The sequence below is a fragment of the Nocardia sp. NPDC049220 genome (assembly GCF_040647855.1).
Taxonomy (GTDB): Bacteria; Actinomycetota; Actinomycetes; order Mycobacteriales; family Mycobacteriaceae; genus Nocardia.
Genome location: NZ_JBEZDA010000002.1, coordinates 120,480 through 133,874, shown reverse-complemented (window position 1 = coordinate 133,874; position 13,395 = coordinate 120,480). Strand labels below are relative to the sequence as shown.

The window sequence follows — 13,395 nt, the reverse complement described above, 5'->3', positions numbered from 1 at the left end:
CGCCTGGCAGGTACGAGAATGAGATTTGCGAAGCCGAATCCGGTCACGGATGCGCGATCGAAGCCGGCAAGGGTTCCCCGCCCGTAGCGTCGGTGAGAAAGGGTGGCGTGGAACCGGACAGGCTGAGGTGCCCGTCAACACTTTGCTGAATGGTCAGTCCGTAGTGGTCGGGTGTGCGGCAGAACGCGGCCCGGGGCCGAGCCGCGCGATCGGTTCCCGTCGGCCATCGCATACTGGCCCATGCGGTGACCACAAGGTCGAAATGGGTGTCAGACGTCGCGGGTGTGACACCGATCAGCCAGTATCTGATATCGAAGTACTTCGGTCCGGCATCGCCGTCGTCGCAGGGCAGAGTGATTCCTGTGGTGAATTCCGCTCGCGGCACCGCCGGATTGCTTCGGGAAAGAGACAGTTCCCGCGGAAGCCTGCGCAGAGTCTCGATGAAGTACTGATGTAGCTGTTGACGCGCGATGGCTTCCGAGATTGCTGTGGGCATGTCCGTTGTCCTCCTCGCACCCGGTGCGGTCACGTGACGAGGTGACCGTTACCGGTGACTATGAGACCGATATTGCGCATGGATCGGCTGTTGCTGTCGAAGTAGGACGTGTGGATATCCGGATTCCAGCCGAACGAAGTCCATGGGCCGCGGGCGGTGTCGGAGCTGAATACGGTGCCGCCGAACTCGGCAGCGGTCGGGGGTGGGCCATGCACCTTGGGCATCAGCAGAATGGAGTCGTGCCGGGCGACGGTGGCGAAGACATGCCGCCCGATGTCCTCGGCGTCGACGCCCGCCAGGCGCAGGTCGGCGGCGCGTTCGACGCCGGTGCCGAAACCCCCGGCGAAGATGAGATTGTCGGCATGCAGAGGTTGCATGGCGGCGTGGCCGATGTTGACCGCGCCAGAAGAATAGCCGAGGGCAGTGTGTTGCGCGGCTGGTCCCTCGTGGGTTGCGCGCAGTCCCTCGTGGTAGCTGCGCAGCGGTTGCGCGTCGTTCTGCGCGGGCACAGTGTCCCCGGCTCTGCTGGGCAGCGGTGGCCGGTCACCGAACCACGTGGTCACGGCAGTTTCCACGTTCGGGTCGATCGCTAGAGCTGCTTGGCGGATCTTCTCCGACCTGGCTGTCGCATTCATGATTCCGAAAGGATTCGTGCCGGTGCCGGGAGCCTGTGTGACCACATAGGCGGCCTTATCCGGGTTTCCGACCGAGATGGCCACTCGAAAATCCTCGTCCAGCCGTGTGAGGTAGCGCCGCGGTGATCCCTCCGGGGATTCGAGGGTGCGATCGATCAGGCCGCAACGATTGATGGCCTGCGCGCGTTTCAGCGGCTCGTAGGGCATCGTCAGCGCTTGCTCGTACCAGGCGGCGAGGTTCTTGCGGTTGTAATGATCGCGATCGACATGCGGAATACCGTCGCGATTTCCGATGAACGGGTCGACGCGGTACAGCGCATCCTTGTCGGCAGACGAAAGTTGTGACCACAGGCCATGAAGGTGCCTGGGGTCCTCCGGCAATACGCCCCGCGGCTTATCCAGTGCCGGGAAGACGTTCGATCCGTGGCTGAGTTGTTTCATCGCGTGATCGATGTCGGTGAGACCTATTGCGCTCCTATTCAATTCCCGGCCGTACGCAAGTAATGTCTCGCCTTGGTGGCGACCGACCTTCTGAAAGCTGTTTACAAGGAGATCCCTGAGGCGAAACATATGGGCCTGCAGGATCCACGAGTGGAAAGTGCGCATCCTGCCTCCTGTCCGGCGTCCGGTTGCGCAATGGACGAATGTGCGCGGGAAGCGTCAGGCCACCGGTCGGGGATGGCGCAGCAGAAACGCCAAGAAGGAGCGTCGCGGCGGGTGCGGATAGCGGGCGGTGATCACGCCGGTTCCCACTTCTCCATCTATGCGTAGCAGCGGCGAACCAACCGCGACCAGCCGCCTATCCAGTTCCATCAGGTCCAGCCGACCTCCCTCAACCACGAGCTGTAGTTGGCGCGCCGCGATCTCGCGATCGGCATCGCCGATCCGAATCGCGGGCAGTGCCTTCGAAGCATCGTCTCGGGCGTTGGTCATCGCGGGACTCCCTTGTCGTTCTTCTCGCGATCGTACGGCCCGCGCCGCGGTAGGAACGGCTACGATCCGGCGGCAATTCCGGCAATATGTCGGAGTCGTGCGGTAAGAACGGCATATGGCCAGGTGGCTGCTGCATGTCGATCTCGACCAGTTCCAAGCAGCGGTGGAGTTCCGTCGTCATCCGGAACTGCGCGGTCTGCCGGTGATCGTCGGCGGGAACGGCGACCCCGCCGAACCGCGCAAAGTGGTGACCTGCGCGTCCTATCCGGCGCGTGCTTTCGGAGTGCGCGCCGGAATGGCGCTGCGCAGCGCGCAGCGCAAGTGTCCGGAAGGCGTGTTCCTTCCGCTCGACATGGCCGCTTACGAAGAGGCATCCGACGAGGTCATGTCGCTCTTGCGCAGCTTCCCCGGGCGGGTCGAGGTGTGGGGTTGGGACGAGGCGTTTCTCGCCGCCGATACCGACGACCCGGAAGGCCTGGCTCACGAGATCCGCGCCGCCATCGACCGACTGGACCTGACTTGCTCGGTCGGCATCGGTGATAACAAGCTCACGGCCAAGCTGGCTACCGGATTCGCCAAATCGACGGGTAAGTCATCGGGTGAACCGGCCGCCGGTCCGGGCGCCGCCGCGGGCGTCTTCCGGCTCACCGCCACGAACTGGACCGCGGTGATGGCGCATCGCCCGACGAACGCGCTGTGGGGTATCGGCAGCCGGATCGCCGCCCGGATGGCCGACCTCGGGATCGTCACGGTCGGCGACCTGATGGCGTCCGATCGGCAGCGCCTCGCCGCCGAGTTCGGGCCCAAGACCGGTCCCTATCTCTGGGTACTCGGCCGGGGTAAAGGCGACACCGACGTCACCACCGTGCCGCGAACTCCGGTCGGTCGCAGCAGATCCGAGACGTTTCCAACGGACCTCACCGATCCCAGCGAGATTCGCGCCCAGGTGGCGCGGCTGGCTACCGAAGTCGCCGAGGAGATGGCGGCCGCGGGCCGGGTCGCCACCCGCGTTTCGGTGACGGTGCGCACCAACACCTTCTACACCCGCAGCAAGCAGGAGAAGTTGCCGGAACCGAGTATCGATGTCGCACGAATCGCCGAGACGGCCCTGCACATCATCGATCGGTTCGTACTCGAGCGCCCGGTGCGCCTCCTCGGTGTGCGGCTGGAGCTCGTCCCGGAGTAGCCGCGCCTCCTCCTCGGACCGGGTGGACACTCGTATGCTCGTCGACATGGAGCTCTGGGCGATGGTGGCACACGAATCGGAGAGCGGGATCGTCCTGACCCGGCAGCAGGTCGACGAGGAATTCCTCGGGCCGGGCGACGTGACGATCAAAGTCCAGTACACGAGCGCGAACTACAAGGATGCCCTGGCGATCACCAAGGGGGGCGGAGTAGTCCGCAACTACCCGATTGTGCCCGGCATCGACATCATCGGCGAGGTGGTCTCGTCGTCCGACGACGACTTCGCCCGCGGTGATCAGGTGATCGCGCACGGTTATGACATCGGTATGTCGCACAATGGCGGCTTCGCCGAATACGCCAGGGTGCCCGCCGAGTGGGTGGTCCAGCTGGCAGACCTGAACCCGCGCGATGCCGCCGCGCTGGGCACGGCGGGGTTCACCGCAGCCCTGAGCGTGCAGGCCCTGCTCGATCGCGGTTTCACCCCGGACGATGGCCCGGTGCTGGTCACAGGTGCGACTGGCGGTGTGGGCAGCGTGAGCGTGGATATCCTCTCCAAGCTTGGTTTCGAGGTCGTCGCGTCCAGCGGCAAGGCCGACGCGGACGATCTGCTCAGCGAGATCGGCGCGAACGAGGTGATCGGCCGCCTACCGGAAGATCCCAGCGCGGCACGTCGGCCGCTGACCTCGGCACGGTGGGCCGCCGCGGTGGACAGTGTCGGTGGTGCCTCGCTCGCCTACATCCTCAGCGCCATCGGTTATGGCGGCGCGGTCGCGGTCAGCGGGCTCACCGGCGGGGCCGACCTGCCCACCACCGTGCTGCCGTTCATCCTGCGCGGGGTCGCGCTGCTGGGCATCGATTCCGCCAATGTCCCGATCGAGAAACGCCGCGAGGTGTGGACCGCGCTCGGGAAAGAGCTGCGCCCGCAGCACCTTTCCACCGTGACGAACTCCGCGCCGATCACCGAGGCGGAGCAAGTGCTGCGGTCGATACAGCGCGGAACCCACTCCGGTCGAACAGTATTCGGCGTCGCGGGCGAGTTTTGATCCGTCCGAGGCGAAACCCGGGGCCGTCGTGCTCATGGCCGGGCGCGCAACCGTGTCGCGTCCGTCGGGCAACCGAAGCGGTCGCGCTGCTCGCCACTGACGAGTTGGCGGCGCAGAGCACACTGGCACTTCGGTCCGGACTGAGTGGCTGCCTGAACAACACGATCAACACATACTTCAGCGTGGGAACTCTGCCCGGCGCCGACACCACTGCTACCCGCTCACCCAGCCCACCAGACGGATCGTCAGGCTGCGACCGTGGTGCTGTCGTCGGCGAACTGGGTGCGGTAGAGCTCCGCGTAGCGTCCGTCGGCAGACAATAGTTGAGTGTGGTTGCCGCGCTCCACGATTCGACCGTCTTCCAGCACCAGAATCTGGTCGGCCGCTCGGATCGTGGACAAGCGGTGTGCGATCACCAAGGCGGTCCGGCCGTCCAACGCTTCGGCGAGCGCTTCCTGCACCGCGGCTTCGGAAGTCGAGTCCAGCGACGCCGTCGCCTCGTCCAGGATCACCACCTTCGGCTGCTTGAGCAGCAGTCGCGCGATGGTCAGACGCTGGCGCTCACCGCCGGAAAGCCGGTAGCCGCGCTCCCCGACCACCGTGTCCAGCCCGTCCGGTAGCGCCGCGACCAGGGCGCGCAGGCGTGCGCGCTGCAACGAGTCCCACAGTTCGTCCTCGGTGGCATCCGGCCGGGCGAGCAACAGGTTGGCGCGGATGGTGTCGTGGAACAGGTGCCCGTCCTGCGTGACGAGTCCGACGGACTCCTGGATCGACCGGGTGCTCAACTCGCGGACATCCACCCCGTTCAGCCGCACCGCGCCGCTGTCGACGTCGTAGAGCCGGGAAACCAGCTGGGCGATGGTCGATTTGCCCGCACCGGACGACCCGACCAGCGCGATCAACTGGCCCGGTTCGGCGCGCAACGACACGTTGTGCAACACCTCGACCCCGCCGCGGGTGTCCAAAGTGGCCACGTCCTCCAACGAGGCCAGCGACACTTTGTCGGCCGCGGGGTAACCGAAGGTCACCTCGTCCAGTTCCACCGCGACCGGACCTTCGGGTACCGGCTGCGCGCCGGGCGCGTCCTCGATCAGAGGCTTCAGATCGAGCACCTCGAAGACTCGCTCGAAGCTCACCAGCGCGGCCATGATCTCCATCCGAGCGCTGGCCAGCGCGGTCAGCGGCGTGTAGAGCCTGGTCAGCAGGAGCGACAGCGCGACAACCGCGCCCGCGTCCAATTGCCCGCGCAACGCGTACCAGCCGCCGAGCCCGTACACCAGGGCGATCGCCAGCGCCGACACCAGCGTGAGCGAGGTGACGAACACGGTTTGCAGCATCGCGGTTCGGACACCGATGTCGCGCACCCGGCGCGCCCGCAACGCGAACTCGTCGGATTCCTGCTCCGGACGACCGAACAACTTGACCAACGTCGCGCCCGGCGCGGAGAACCGCTCCGTCATCTGGGTGCTCATCGCCGCGTTCAACCCGGCCGCCTCGCGTTGCATGCTCGCCAAGCGGTTGCCCATGCTGCGCGCGGGGATCACGAATACCGGGAGTAGTACCAGTGCGAGCAGCGTGATCTGCCAGGAGATGCCGACCATCACGCCGAGCGTGAGGGCCAGCGTCACCAGGTTGGCCACCACCCCGGACAAGGTGTCGCTGAACGCGCGCTGCGCGCCGATCACGTCGCTGTTCAAGCGGCTGACCAGCGCACCGGTCCTGGTCCGCGTGAAAAATGCGACCGGCATCCGCTGCACGTGGTCGAACACGGCGGTGCGCAGGTCGAGGATCAGACCCTCGCCGATCCGGGACGACAGCCACCGGATCATCAGGCCGAGCCCGGCGTCGAACACTGCGAGTGCGCCGATCAGTAGCGCGAGGGTGACCACCACTCGGGGTGCCGCACCGCCGACGATGTTGTCGACCACCCGGCCGGCCAGCACCGGCGATGCCACCGTGAGCACGGCCGACAACACACTGAACAGCAAGAACGCACCGATCCGCCGCCGGTGCGGTGCGGCGAACCGGATGATCCGTTCGGCGGTGGCGCGGCGGAACGGCCGCTGCTCCAATGGCGCGTTCGCCCGTCGGTACATCTGGCTCCACGCCACGGATTCGATGCTCACGTCATTTTCCCTCTCGTTCGCACCCATCAAAGACCAGGCCACCGACACTAAGACCTCAACAAAGGTTGACCGCAAGTCGTTCCTGGCGCGGTATCGTTGCGCCGACAGCGAAATCGGTCGCCGCGCCGATCAGACCTGGTTGGACACCGTCGGTCGGCAGCCCGCGCCGCGCCGAGCGACGGCCGGGCAGCGGCCTAGGCTGGCGAGGTGACCGAGAACCGGATGGCGGCACTGAACGGCAGGATCGCGGGTGAGGTCGACACCTCCGCGCGTCGCCGCGCGGAGTACTCCTCGGACGCCTCGAACTATCGTGTTCGCCCGGCGGCGGTCGTGTTTCCGCGCACCGACGAGGACGTCGCGGCCACCCTGGAATTCGCCGGGGACCACGGCATACCGGTGACCGCGCGTGGTGCGGGAACCTCGGTGGCGGGCAACGCGATCGGTCCCGGGTTGGTGCTCGATTTCAGCAGGCACATGAACCGGATCCTGGCACTGGATCCCGCGGAGCGCCTCGCGAGGGTGCAGCCGGGCGTGGTGCTTTCGCAGTTGCAGGCCGCGGCCGGCCCACACGGTCTGCGCTTCGGGCCGGACCCCTCCACCCAGGACCGCTGCACACTCGGCGGCATGATCGGCAACAACGCCTGCGGGCCGCGGGCCGTCGCGTGGGGCCGCACCTCCGACACCGTGCGCGCGCTCCGGATTCTGGACGGCACCCGCACCGAGCGCACCCTGGCCGACCGCTTGTCGGACGTGCCGGGTTTGGCGGAACTCACCGCTGCGCATCTGGCCGTGCTCCGCACCGATCTGGGGAGTTTCGACCGCCAGGCCTCCGGCTACGGTCTGGAACATCTCCTCCCCGAGCGGGGCGCGTCGGCGGCGAAGGCGTTCGTCGGCAGCGAAGGAACCTGCGGCCTGCTGCTGGACGCCACGGTCGAATTGGTCGCGCTCCCCGCGGCGACCGTGCTCACCGTGCTCGGCTACCCCGACATCGCCACCGCGGCGGATGACGTCGCCGCGGTCATCGCCTGCGCGCCGATCGCGGTCGAGGGAATCGACGCGCGGCTGGTCGACGTGGTCCGCGCGCAGTGGGGACGGGTCCCCGACCTGCCGCGCGGCGGCGGATGGCTGTTCGTGGAGACCGCGGGTGCGACGCAGGCCGAGGCGATAGCGGTAGCTCGGCGGCTGGTCCGGACCGTGGACGCGCTCGACTCCAGGATCGTCACCGACCCTCGTGCCGCAGCGGTACTCTGGCGCATCCGCGCCGACGGCGCCGGACTCGCCGGCCGCACGCCGGACGGACGCCCGGCCTGGCCGGGATGGGAGGACGCGGCTGTTCCGCCTGCCCGGCTCGGTGCGTATCTGCGCGATTTCGCCGCGCTGACCCAGGACCACAGCGTGGACGGCGTGCTCTACGGGCACATCGGTGACGGCTGTATCCACGTCCGGCTCGATCTGCCGATCGCGGACGCACCGCAGCGTTTCCGCGCCTTCCTGGTCGACGCGGCCGAACTGGTTGTGCGGTACGGCGGTTCGCTCTCCGGCGAGCACGGCGACGGCCGCGCCCGCTCGGAACTGCTTTCGGTCATGTACTCCCGCACTGTGCTCGACGTCTTCGCCGCATACAAGGCGCTTTTCGATCCTGGCGACCTGCTGAATCCGGGAGTGCTCGTCGCTGCGCGTCCGGTCGACGCCGATCTGCGGCTGGTCGGGCTGCCGCAGGTCGGGCCGCGGAAGGGATTCGCGTTCCCAGCCGACGACGGCGACTTGGGCACGGCCGTTCATCGCTGCGTCGGCGTCGGCAAGTGCCGTGCCGATACCAGCGCCGCGGGTGGGTTCATGTGCCCGTCCTATCTGGCCACCAGGGACGAGAAGGACAGCACGCGTGGGCGGGCCAGGGTGTTGCAGGAAGTGGTTCGCGGTGCGCTGCCGTGGTCATCGGAAGCCGTGGCCGAATCACTCGATCTGTGCCTGTCCTGCCGGGCGTGCCGCTCGGACTGCCCGGCGGGCGTCGACCTGGCCACCTACAAGTCGGAGGCGCTGCACCGCCGCTACCGGCACCGTCCGCGCCCGATCGATCACTACTCGTTGGGCTGGCTGCCGTGGTGGCTCGCCGTCGCGAGTCGAATGCCGCGGGTCGTCAACGCGCTGGCTGGTCGCGCCGCGCTACGCCGAAGTGGACTGCGCGCGGCAGGCATCGACGCACGTCGTGCTGTGCCGCGCCTCGCCGAGCGCAGCTTTCGGCGGATGTGGCGTCAGCTGGAGGAGGGCGCTCGGCTCCCCGAGTCGGCGTACCCGGCGAGGGCGGATAGCACCGATGGCGGATCCGGCGAAGTGATGCTGTGGATCGACACCTTTACCAATGCCTTCGACCCCGAGATCGCGCTTGCTGCGGCTCGTCTGGTGAGTGCGCTCGGCTACCGCGTCCACATTCCCGAGCGCCGGGTCTGTTGTGGGCTCACCTGGATCAGCACGGGACAGTTGGACGGCGCTCGCGCGCGGCTGCGCGCCACGCTGGACGCGCTGGACGCGCACGTGCGCGCGGGCGGCGTCGTGGTCGGGTTGGAACCGTCCTGTACCGCGGTACTGCGTGCGGACCTCCCAGAGTTGCTGCCGAACGACCCGAGATCGGCCGCGACCGCCGCGGCGGTGCGGACGCTGGCCGAGTTTCTCGCCGATCAGCCGAACTGGCGTCCGCCGGCACGATCGGGACAGCGGGTGGTGGTTCAGCCGCATTGTCATCAGCATGCGGTATTGGGATTCGACAAAGATCGCCAGCTGTTAGCCAGAATGGGAGTCGAGGTGACGGAAATCGCCGGGTGCTGCGGTCTGGCGGGAAACTTCGGAATGCAGATCGGCCATTACGACATTTCGGTCTCGGTGGCCGAGAATGGCATGCTGCCCGCGTTGCGTAGCGCTGGCGACGAGGCGATCGTCCTCGCCGACGGGTTCTCCTGTCGTACCCAGGCAGCTGCGCTGGCAGAGCGCCGATGTCGACATCTTGCGCAGTTCCTGGTGGGTCCATAAGACTTTCGCGCACTCATCGCGACCGGTCCCGACGAGTGCGCGCGCGGCTCAGCTGCCGAAGGGCAGGGAACCTGGCGGAATCTGGTAACCCGAACTGCCCGCGGAAACGCCACCCCAGGCATTGAGCAACCAGTTGAGCACGGTAGTGATCATCAGAACCTCCATCATGGCGCTGCCAGTTGTTTGCGGATCCGAAGCCGATATCGCAACCCATTTTCTGGGCGTTACAAAATAGAGCACAGCTCGGACCATGCGGAATAAACATCTGATCGCGTCGTCGTCCGTGGTGTGCCGAGGTAGATGCGGCCCATCCTCGCGGGAGAGTGAACGCCGGGCAGAATGGTCGGGTGCGTAATGCGATGGCGGAGCCGGGAGCGGGCCGAACCGGTTCGGCCAGGATCGTGACGGCGGATCGGCCGATCGATCTGGCGTACACGATCGCCCCGCTCGGTCGCGGCGCCGGCGATCCGTGCCACCGGGTCACCAGCGACGGCGCGCGGTGGCACGCCTCCCGACTGCCGACCGGCCCGGTTACCTACCGACTGGCTCAATCCGGTCCATGCGCGGTCGAGGCCCGCGCCTGGGGTCCCGGTGCGGCGGAATTCCTCGACCGCTTGGAGCACATGCTGTGCCTGGACGAGGACGTCTCCGCGTTCGCTCCCGAGCACCCGAAGCTCCTCGACGCGCACCGCCGTTTTCCTGGTCTGCGCATGCTGCGCACAGGTCTGGTCTTCGAGGCGCTGGTGCCTGCCGTACTCGAACAGAAGGTGCACACCGTCTCGGCTCATGCCTCGTGGCGCACCCTGGTGCGGCGGTTCGGTGAGCCCGCGCCCGGCCCAGCGCCGGAGGGCATGCGGCTGCCACCGGATGCCGACACCTGGCGCCGGATTCCGTCCTGGACCTACCACCGCGCCAATGTTGGCCCGCAGCGCGCGCAGACCATCGTGAGTGCGGCCCGGGTGGCGGGTTCGCTGGAGCGGGCGGCACAAGTCGGTCCGGCCGAGGCTGCGCGGATGCTGCGGACCATCTCCGGTATCGGCGGGTGGACTGCCGCGGAGATCGCGCAGCGCGCATTCGGTGACTCGGACGCGTTGTCGGTCGGCGACTATCACCTTGCTGCGACCGTCGGCTGGACCCTGTTGGGTCACCCGCTCGACGACGATGCGATGATCGACTATCTCGAACCGCTACGCCCACACCGTTACCGGGCGATTCGGCTGCTCGAGATCAGCGGGCACTTCCACCGGCCGAAGTTCGGCCCGCGTACGCCGCTCACGGATCACACCTGGCACTGAGAGAGCCGCAGGTACCGGGTTCGATCGTCGGCCACGAAGCTTTCCACCTCGTCAGCAGGGCAGTGCACGTGCGTCGAGCACACACTTACCCGCCTGGACCAGTGTCGTGCGCGCACGGCGGCGCACCTGGCACCGATCCACGGTGCAGTCGATGTGTAATTGCATTGCGGCGTGCGCCTGTTCGACGGTCAGGATACCGGGGTCGACTTCGCAGGCGAGCAGCGCGACCACGGGCGGGTACCGCTTCGTCCATGACATCAGGCGGTTCCAACTCTGTGCGTGGCGCCGATCCCGCGCTGCCGAAGCGGTGCAGGACCCCACGTCGACTGGCGCGCGGCGATGGCCGCTAACGGACCCGTGCCGACCGAATCCGGCAGGGCGGGTGCGATTTCAGCGGCCGGCGGCGCCGTCAGAGCCTTGGCGCGAGTCACGGTGCGACCGGGCCGGTATGACACCATCCAACTGTCCCGGCCGATGCTACGCGTCCGCGGCAGGATGAGATCGCCGGTCCTCGACGACATGTGGACGTGTGCTGTCATGACTCCCCGTTTCTCCCTGCGACTCCTTGCAAATGCCAGAGGGATTCGTAGCGAAGCGGCGATTCGACTGGAAAGTCTCCGGGCATATCGCCGACACGCCGTCAGCTCTAGGACAGACAGTGCCCGTCCTAGCCATCCCCAGTTCTTGCGCATTTCCCAACACGAAAACCAGCTGGTAGAGGATGATTCTGCAGAGACCGGGCCGAATGGGTCTCTGTCACGCGAAGCGCGCGGAAGCGAGCTGGAAGGTCACCTCCGATCGCCCGTGGACGAGCAATAGGAGCACAGAACGGAGCGTACTGTGTCACCACGGCCGGCACGAACGTCAGCGACATCCGGGAAACACCCGGATCATCCGACAGGCCAGCCATTTCCCATATGGCCCGCTCAATTCTACTCCGCTGGCAACTCGGCAGATACCTCCAGGGATCGGCGCACCGGAGCAGGGGACGCCCTCGGAGCCGGGCTCAGCCGTGTCCTGTTGCGGCACCGAGAAAACATCGTCCGCCACCGTCGGTGTGGTGGCACCGGGTTTCACCCAAGTTCGCTACCTGGAAAGTCACGCCGAGGCACGGCGGTACGATCGGGCGCACGAGTGCCGGCAGCGCTGCGCGCTGGATATTCGGTCGAGTAGAGGTCTGCTCCGACGGGGCCGAGAGCGTACGCGGCATGAAGTTTCGATCCGGTTGGGGCGCAGTGCTGAAAGACGACGCAGAGAGCAAAGGAGTCCATGTCGTGAGCATCGAAGGCAACACGAACGTCGATCTGACGAACGCCATTTGGCGGAGTTCGGGCGAAAGCGCGGGTGAGAGTGTGGAGGTTGCGTTGCTGGCCGACGGGCACGTCGGCCTTCGCAATGGCAAGGATCCCGACGGACCGGTGCTGGTCTTCACGCCGGCGGAGTGGGCCGCCTTCACCGCGGGCGTCCACGACGGTGAGTTCGACCGGCCGAAATAGGCCGGGTGCCGCCCGGCAGCGAGCGACGATCTGCCGCGAGACGGCGCGAGGGAGCGAACGTTCCCGTTCGATGACTGATGTGATCGAATCTGCGCGAAGATCACGAAACGACACAGATTCAGCAACAGAATCATGTTTGTCACGGCCTGTCGCGGGTAAACGACATTGTGTGGACCGTGGGCTCAAGAGCTCCCATCCCGGGTACAAGAAGCTGTGGCCCGGCGATTGGGTGGAATGGCTGATCGTCGCACTGCTGTTCGCGGTGTCGGCGATCGGTGTCTTCATTCTCACCAGCTCTGTGCTGTCGGCGTTGTTCGTCGGCCTGCTCGTATGGATCGTCGCCATCGGCGTGGTGGCGATGCTCTAACGGTGCACCGACCGGCCGGGCGTGCCCCCGGCCGGTCGCCTTGCAGCGCTAGCGGCGAAACAGCTTATTGCCCAGCCAGACCAGTGGATCGTATTTCCGGTCGGCCACCCGTTCCTTGAGTGGGATCAATGCGTTGTCGGTGATCTTGATGTGTTCCGGGCAGACCTCGGTGCAGCACTTGGTGATGTTGCAGAACCCGAGCCCCTGCTCGTCCTGCGCTAGATCGGTGCGGTCGGCGACATCCAGCGGATGCATCTCCAACTCCGCGATCCGCATCAGGAACCGCGGCCCCGCGAACGACTGCTTGTTCTCCTCGTGGTCACGCACCACATGGCAGGTGTTCTGGCACAGGAAGCATTCGATGCACTTGCGAAACTCCTGCGAGCGCGCCACGTCTACCTGCTGCATTCGGTACTCGCCGGGTTTCAGATCGTCCGGCGGGGTGAACGACGGTATCTCTCTCGCCTTCTCATAGTTATAGGACACGTCGGTCACCAGGTCCTTGACCACCGGGAATGTGCGCATCGGTGTCACCGTGATCACCTCGTCCTGGGTGAAGGTGGACATGCGCGTCATGCACAGCAGGCCAGGGCGCCCGTTCACCTCGGCCGAACAGGAACCGCACTTGCCCGCCTTGCAGTTCCAGCGCACCGCGAGGTCGGGCGCCTGGGTTGCCTGCAGGCGGTGGATGATGTCGAGCACCACCTCACCCTCGTTCACCAGCACGGTGAAGTCCTGCAGTGCACCGCCCTCGAGGTCGCCGCGCCACACTCGGAATTTGGCGTCGTATCCCAT

Annotated in this window: 12 protein-coding genes; 6 read left to right on the top strand and 6 right to left on the bottom strand. The window is 66.6% G+C overall.

Annotation, left to right across the window (positions count from 1 at the left end):
• Nucleotides 1–43: 43 nt before the first annotated feature.
• The 3 genes from AB0C34_RS07975 to AB0C34_RS07965 all read right to left on the bottom strand — a co-directional run bounded on the left by AB0C34_RS07975 (nt 44) and on the right by AB0C34_RS07965 (nt 2,064).
• Nucleotides 44–496: a hypothetical protein gene (locus tag AB0C34_RS07975; protein WP_357068760.1), complete on the bottom strand. Its 453-nt coding sequence runs from the start codon at nt 494–496 to the stop codon at nt 44–46.
• 29 nt (nt 497–525) lie between these two features.
• On the bottom strand, nt 526–1,572 hold the full coding sequence (locus tag AB0C34_RS07970) for an alpha/beta hydrolase (protein WP_357068758.1): 1,047 nt from the start codon (nt 1,570–1,572) through the stop codon (nt 526–528).
• Between the two features lie 219 nt (nt 1,573–1,791).
• A complete protein-coding gene (locus AB0C34_RS07965; RefSeq protein WP_357068756.1) occupies nt 1,792–2,064 on the bottom strand; it encodes a DUF1707 domain-containing protein in 273 nt (90 codons plus the stop codon).
• Between the two features lie 115 nt (nt 2,065–2,179).
• On the opposite strand from AB0C34_RS07965, the gene AB0C34_RS07960 reads away from it, so the two are divergent.
• Complete coding sequence (locus AB0C34_RS07960; RefSeq protein WP_357068754.1) at nt 2,180–3,250, top strand: DNA polymerase IV; 1,071 nt, start codon at nt 2,180–2,182, stop codon at nt 3,248–3,250.
• Between the two features lie 46 nt (nt 3,251–3,296).
• Complete coding sequence (locus tag AB0C34_RS07955) at nt 3,297–4,292, top strand: oxidoreductase (RefSeq protein ID WP_357068752.1); 996 nt, start codon at nt 3,297–3,299, stop codon at nt 4,290–4,292.
• A 245-nt stretch (nt 4,293–4,537) separates the two neighbouring features.
• On the opposite strand, the gene AB0C34_RS07950 is transcribed toward AB0C34_RS07955, so the two are convergent.
• Nucleotides 4,538–6,418: an ABC transporter ATP-binding protein gene (locus AB0C34_RS07950; protein WP_357068750.1), complete on the bottom strand. Its 1,881-nt coding sequence runs from the start codon at nt 6,416–6,418 to the stop codon at nt 4,538–4,540.
• A 222-nt stretch (nt 6,419–6,640) separates the two neighbouring features.
• Here AB0C34_RS07950 and AB0C34_RS07945 point away from each other — a divergent pair, with 222 nt between their 5' ends.
• Nucleotides 6,641–9,442, top strand: coding sequence for an FAD-binding and (Fe-S)-binding domain-containing protein (locus AB0C34_RS07945; RefSeq protein ID WP_357070048.1), 2,802 nt, complete (start codon nt 6,641–6,643; stop codon nt 9,440–9,442).
• A gap of 359 nt (nt 9,443–9,801) precedes the next feature.
• Complete coding sequence (locus tag AB0C34_RS07940) at nt 9,802–10,737, top strand: DNA-3-methyladenine glycosylase 2 family protein (RefSeq protein ID WP_357070046.1); 936 nt, start codon at nt 9,802–9,804, stop codon at nt 10,735–10,737.
• A 51-nt stretch (nt 10,738–10,788) separates the two neighbouring features.
• Here AB0C34_RS07940 and AB0C34_RS07935 read toward each other — a convergent pair whose 3' ends face one another.
• On the bottom strand, nt 10,789–10,995 hold the full coding sequence (locus AB0C34_RS07935; protein ID WP_357068748.1) for a hypothetical protein: 207 nt from the start codon (nt 10,993–10,995) through the stop codon (nt 10,789–10,791).
• A gap of 950 nt (nt 10,996–11,945) precedes the next feature.
• On the opposite strand from AB0C34_RS07935, the gene AB0C34_RS07930 reads away from it, so the two are divergent.
• Together AB0C34_RS07930 and AB0C34_RS07925 are read left to right on the top strand one after the other, a co-directional pair.
• Nucleotides 11,946–12,233: a DUF397 domain-containing protein gene (locus tag AB0C34_RS07930; RefSeq protein WP_357068746.1), complete on the top strand. Its 288-nt coding sequence runs from the start codon at nt 11,946–11,948 to the stop codon at nt 12,231–12,233.
• A gap of 169 nt (nt 12,234–12,402) precedes the next feature.
• Nucleotides 12,403–12,600 (top strand): hypothetical protein, encoded by a 198-nt coding sequence (locus AB0C34_RS07925; protein WP_357068744.1) that lies wholly within the window; start codon nt 12,403–12,405, stop codon nt 12,598–12,600.
• 48 nt (nt 12,601–12,648) lie between these two features.
• Here the strand turns inward: AB0C34_RS07925 and AB0C34_RS07920 are convergent, their stop codons facing one another.
• Nucleotides 12,649–13,395 (bottom strand): succinate dehydrogenase/fumarate reductase iron-sulfur subunit, encoded by a 747-nt coding sequence (locus AB0C34_RS07920; RefSeq protein WP_357068742.1) that lies wholly within the window; start codon nt 13,393–13,395, stop codon nt 12,649–12,651.

Coding starts and splice junctions, on each gene's coding strand:
- AB0C34_RS07975 (WP_357068760.1), bottom strand. CDS start 496: ATGCCCACAGCAATCTCGGAAGCCATCGCGCGTCAACAGCTACATCAG.
- AB0C34_RS07970 (WP_357068758.1), bottom strand. CDS start 1,572: ATGAAACAACTCAGCCACGGATCGAACGTCTTCCCGGCACTGGATAAG.
- AB0C34_RS07965 (WP_357068756.1), bottom strand. CDS start 2,064: ATGACCAACGCCCGAGACGATGCTTCGAAGGCACTGCCCGCGATTCGG.
- AB0C34_RS07960 (WP_357068754.1), top strand. CDS start 2,180: ATGGCCAGGTGGCTGCTGCATGTCGATCTCGACCAGTTCCAAGCAGCG.
- AB0C34_RS07955 (WP_357068752.1), top strand. CDS start 3,297: ATGGAGCTCTGGGCGATGGTGGCACACGAATCGGAGAGCGGGATCGTC.
- AB0C34_RS07945 (WP_357070048.1), top strand. CDS start 6,641: ATGGCGGCACTGAACGGCAGGATCGCGGGTGAGGTCGACACCTCCGCG.
- AB0C34_RS07940 (WP_357070046.1), top strand. CDS start 9,802: ATGGCGGAGCCGGGAGCGGGCCGAACCGGTTCGGCCAGGATCGTGACG.
- AB0C34_RS07935 (WP_357068748.1), bottom strand. CDS start 10,995: ATGTCATGGACGAAGCGGTACCCGCCCGTGGTCGCGCTGCTCGCCTGC.
- AB0C34_RS07930 (WP_357068746.1), top strand. CDS start 11,946: ATGAAGTTTCGATCCGGTTGGGGCGCAGTGCTGAAAGACGACGCAGAG.
- AB0C34_RS07920 (WP_357068742.1), bottom strand. CDS start 13,395: ATGGGATACGACGCCAAATTCCGAGTGTGGCGCGGCGACCTCGAGGGC.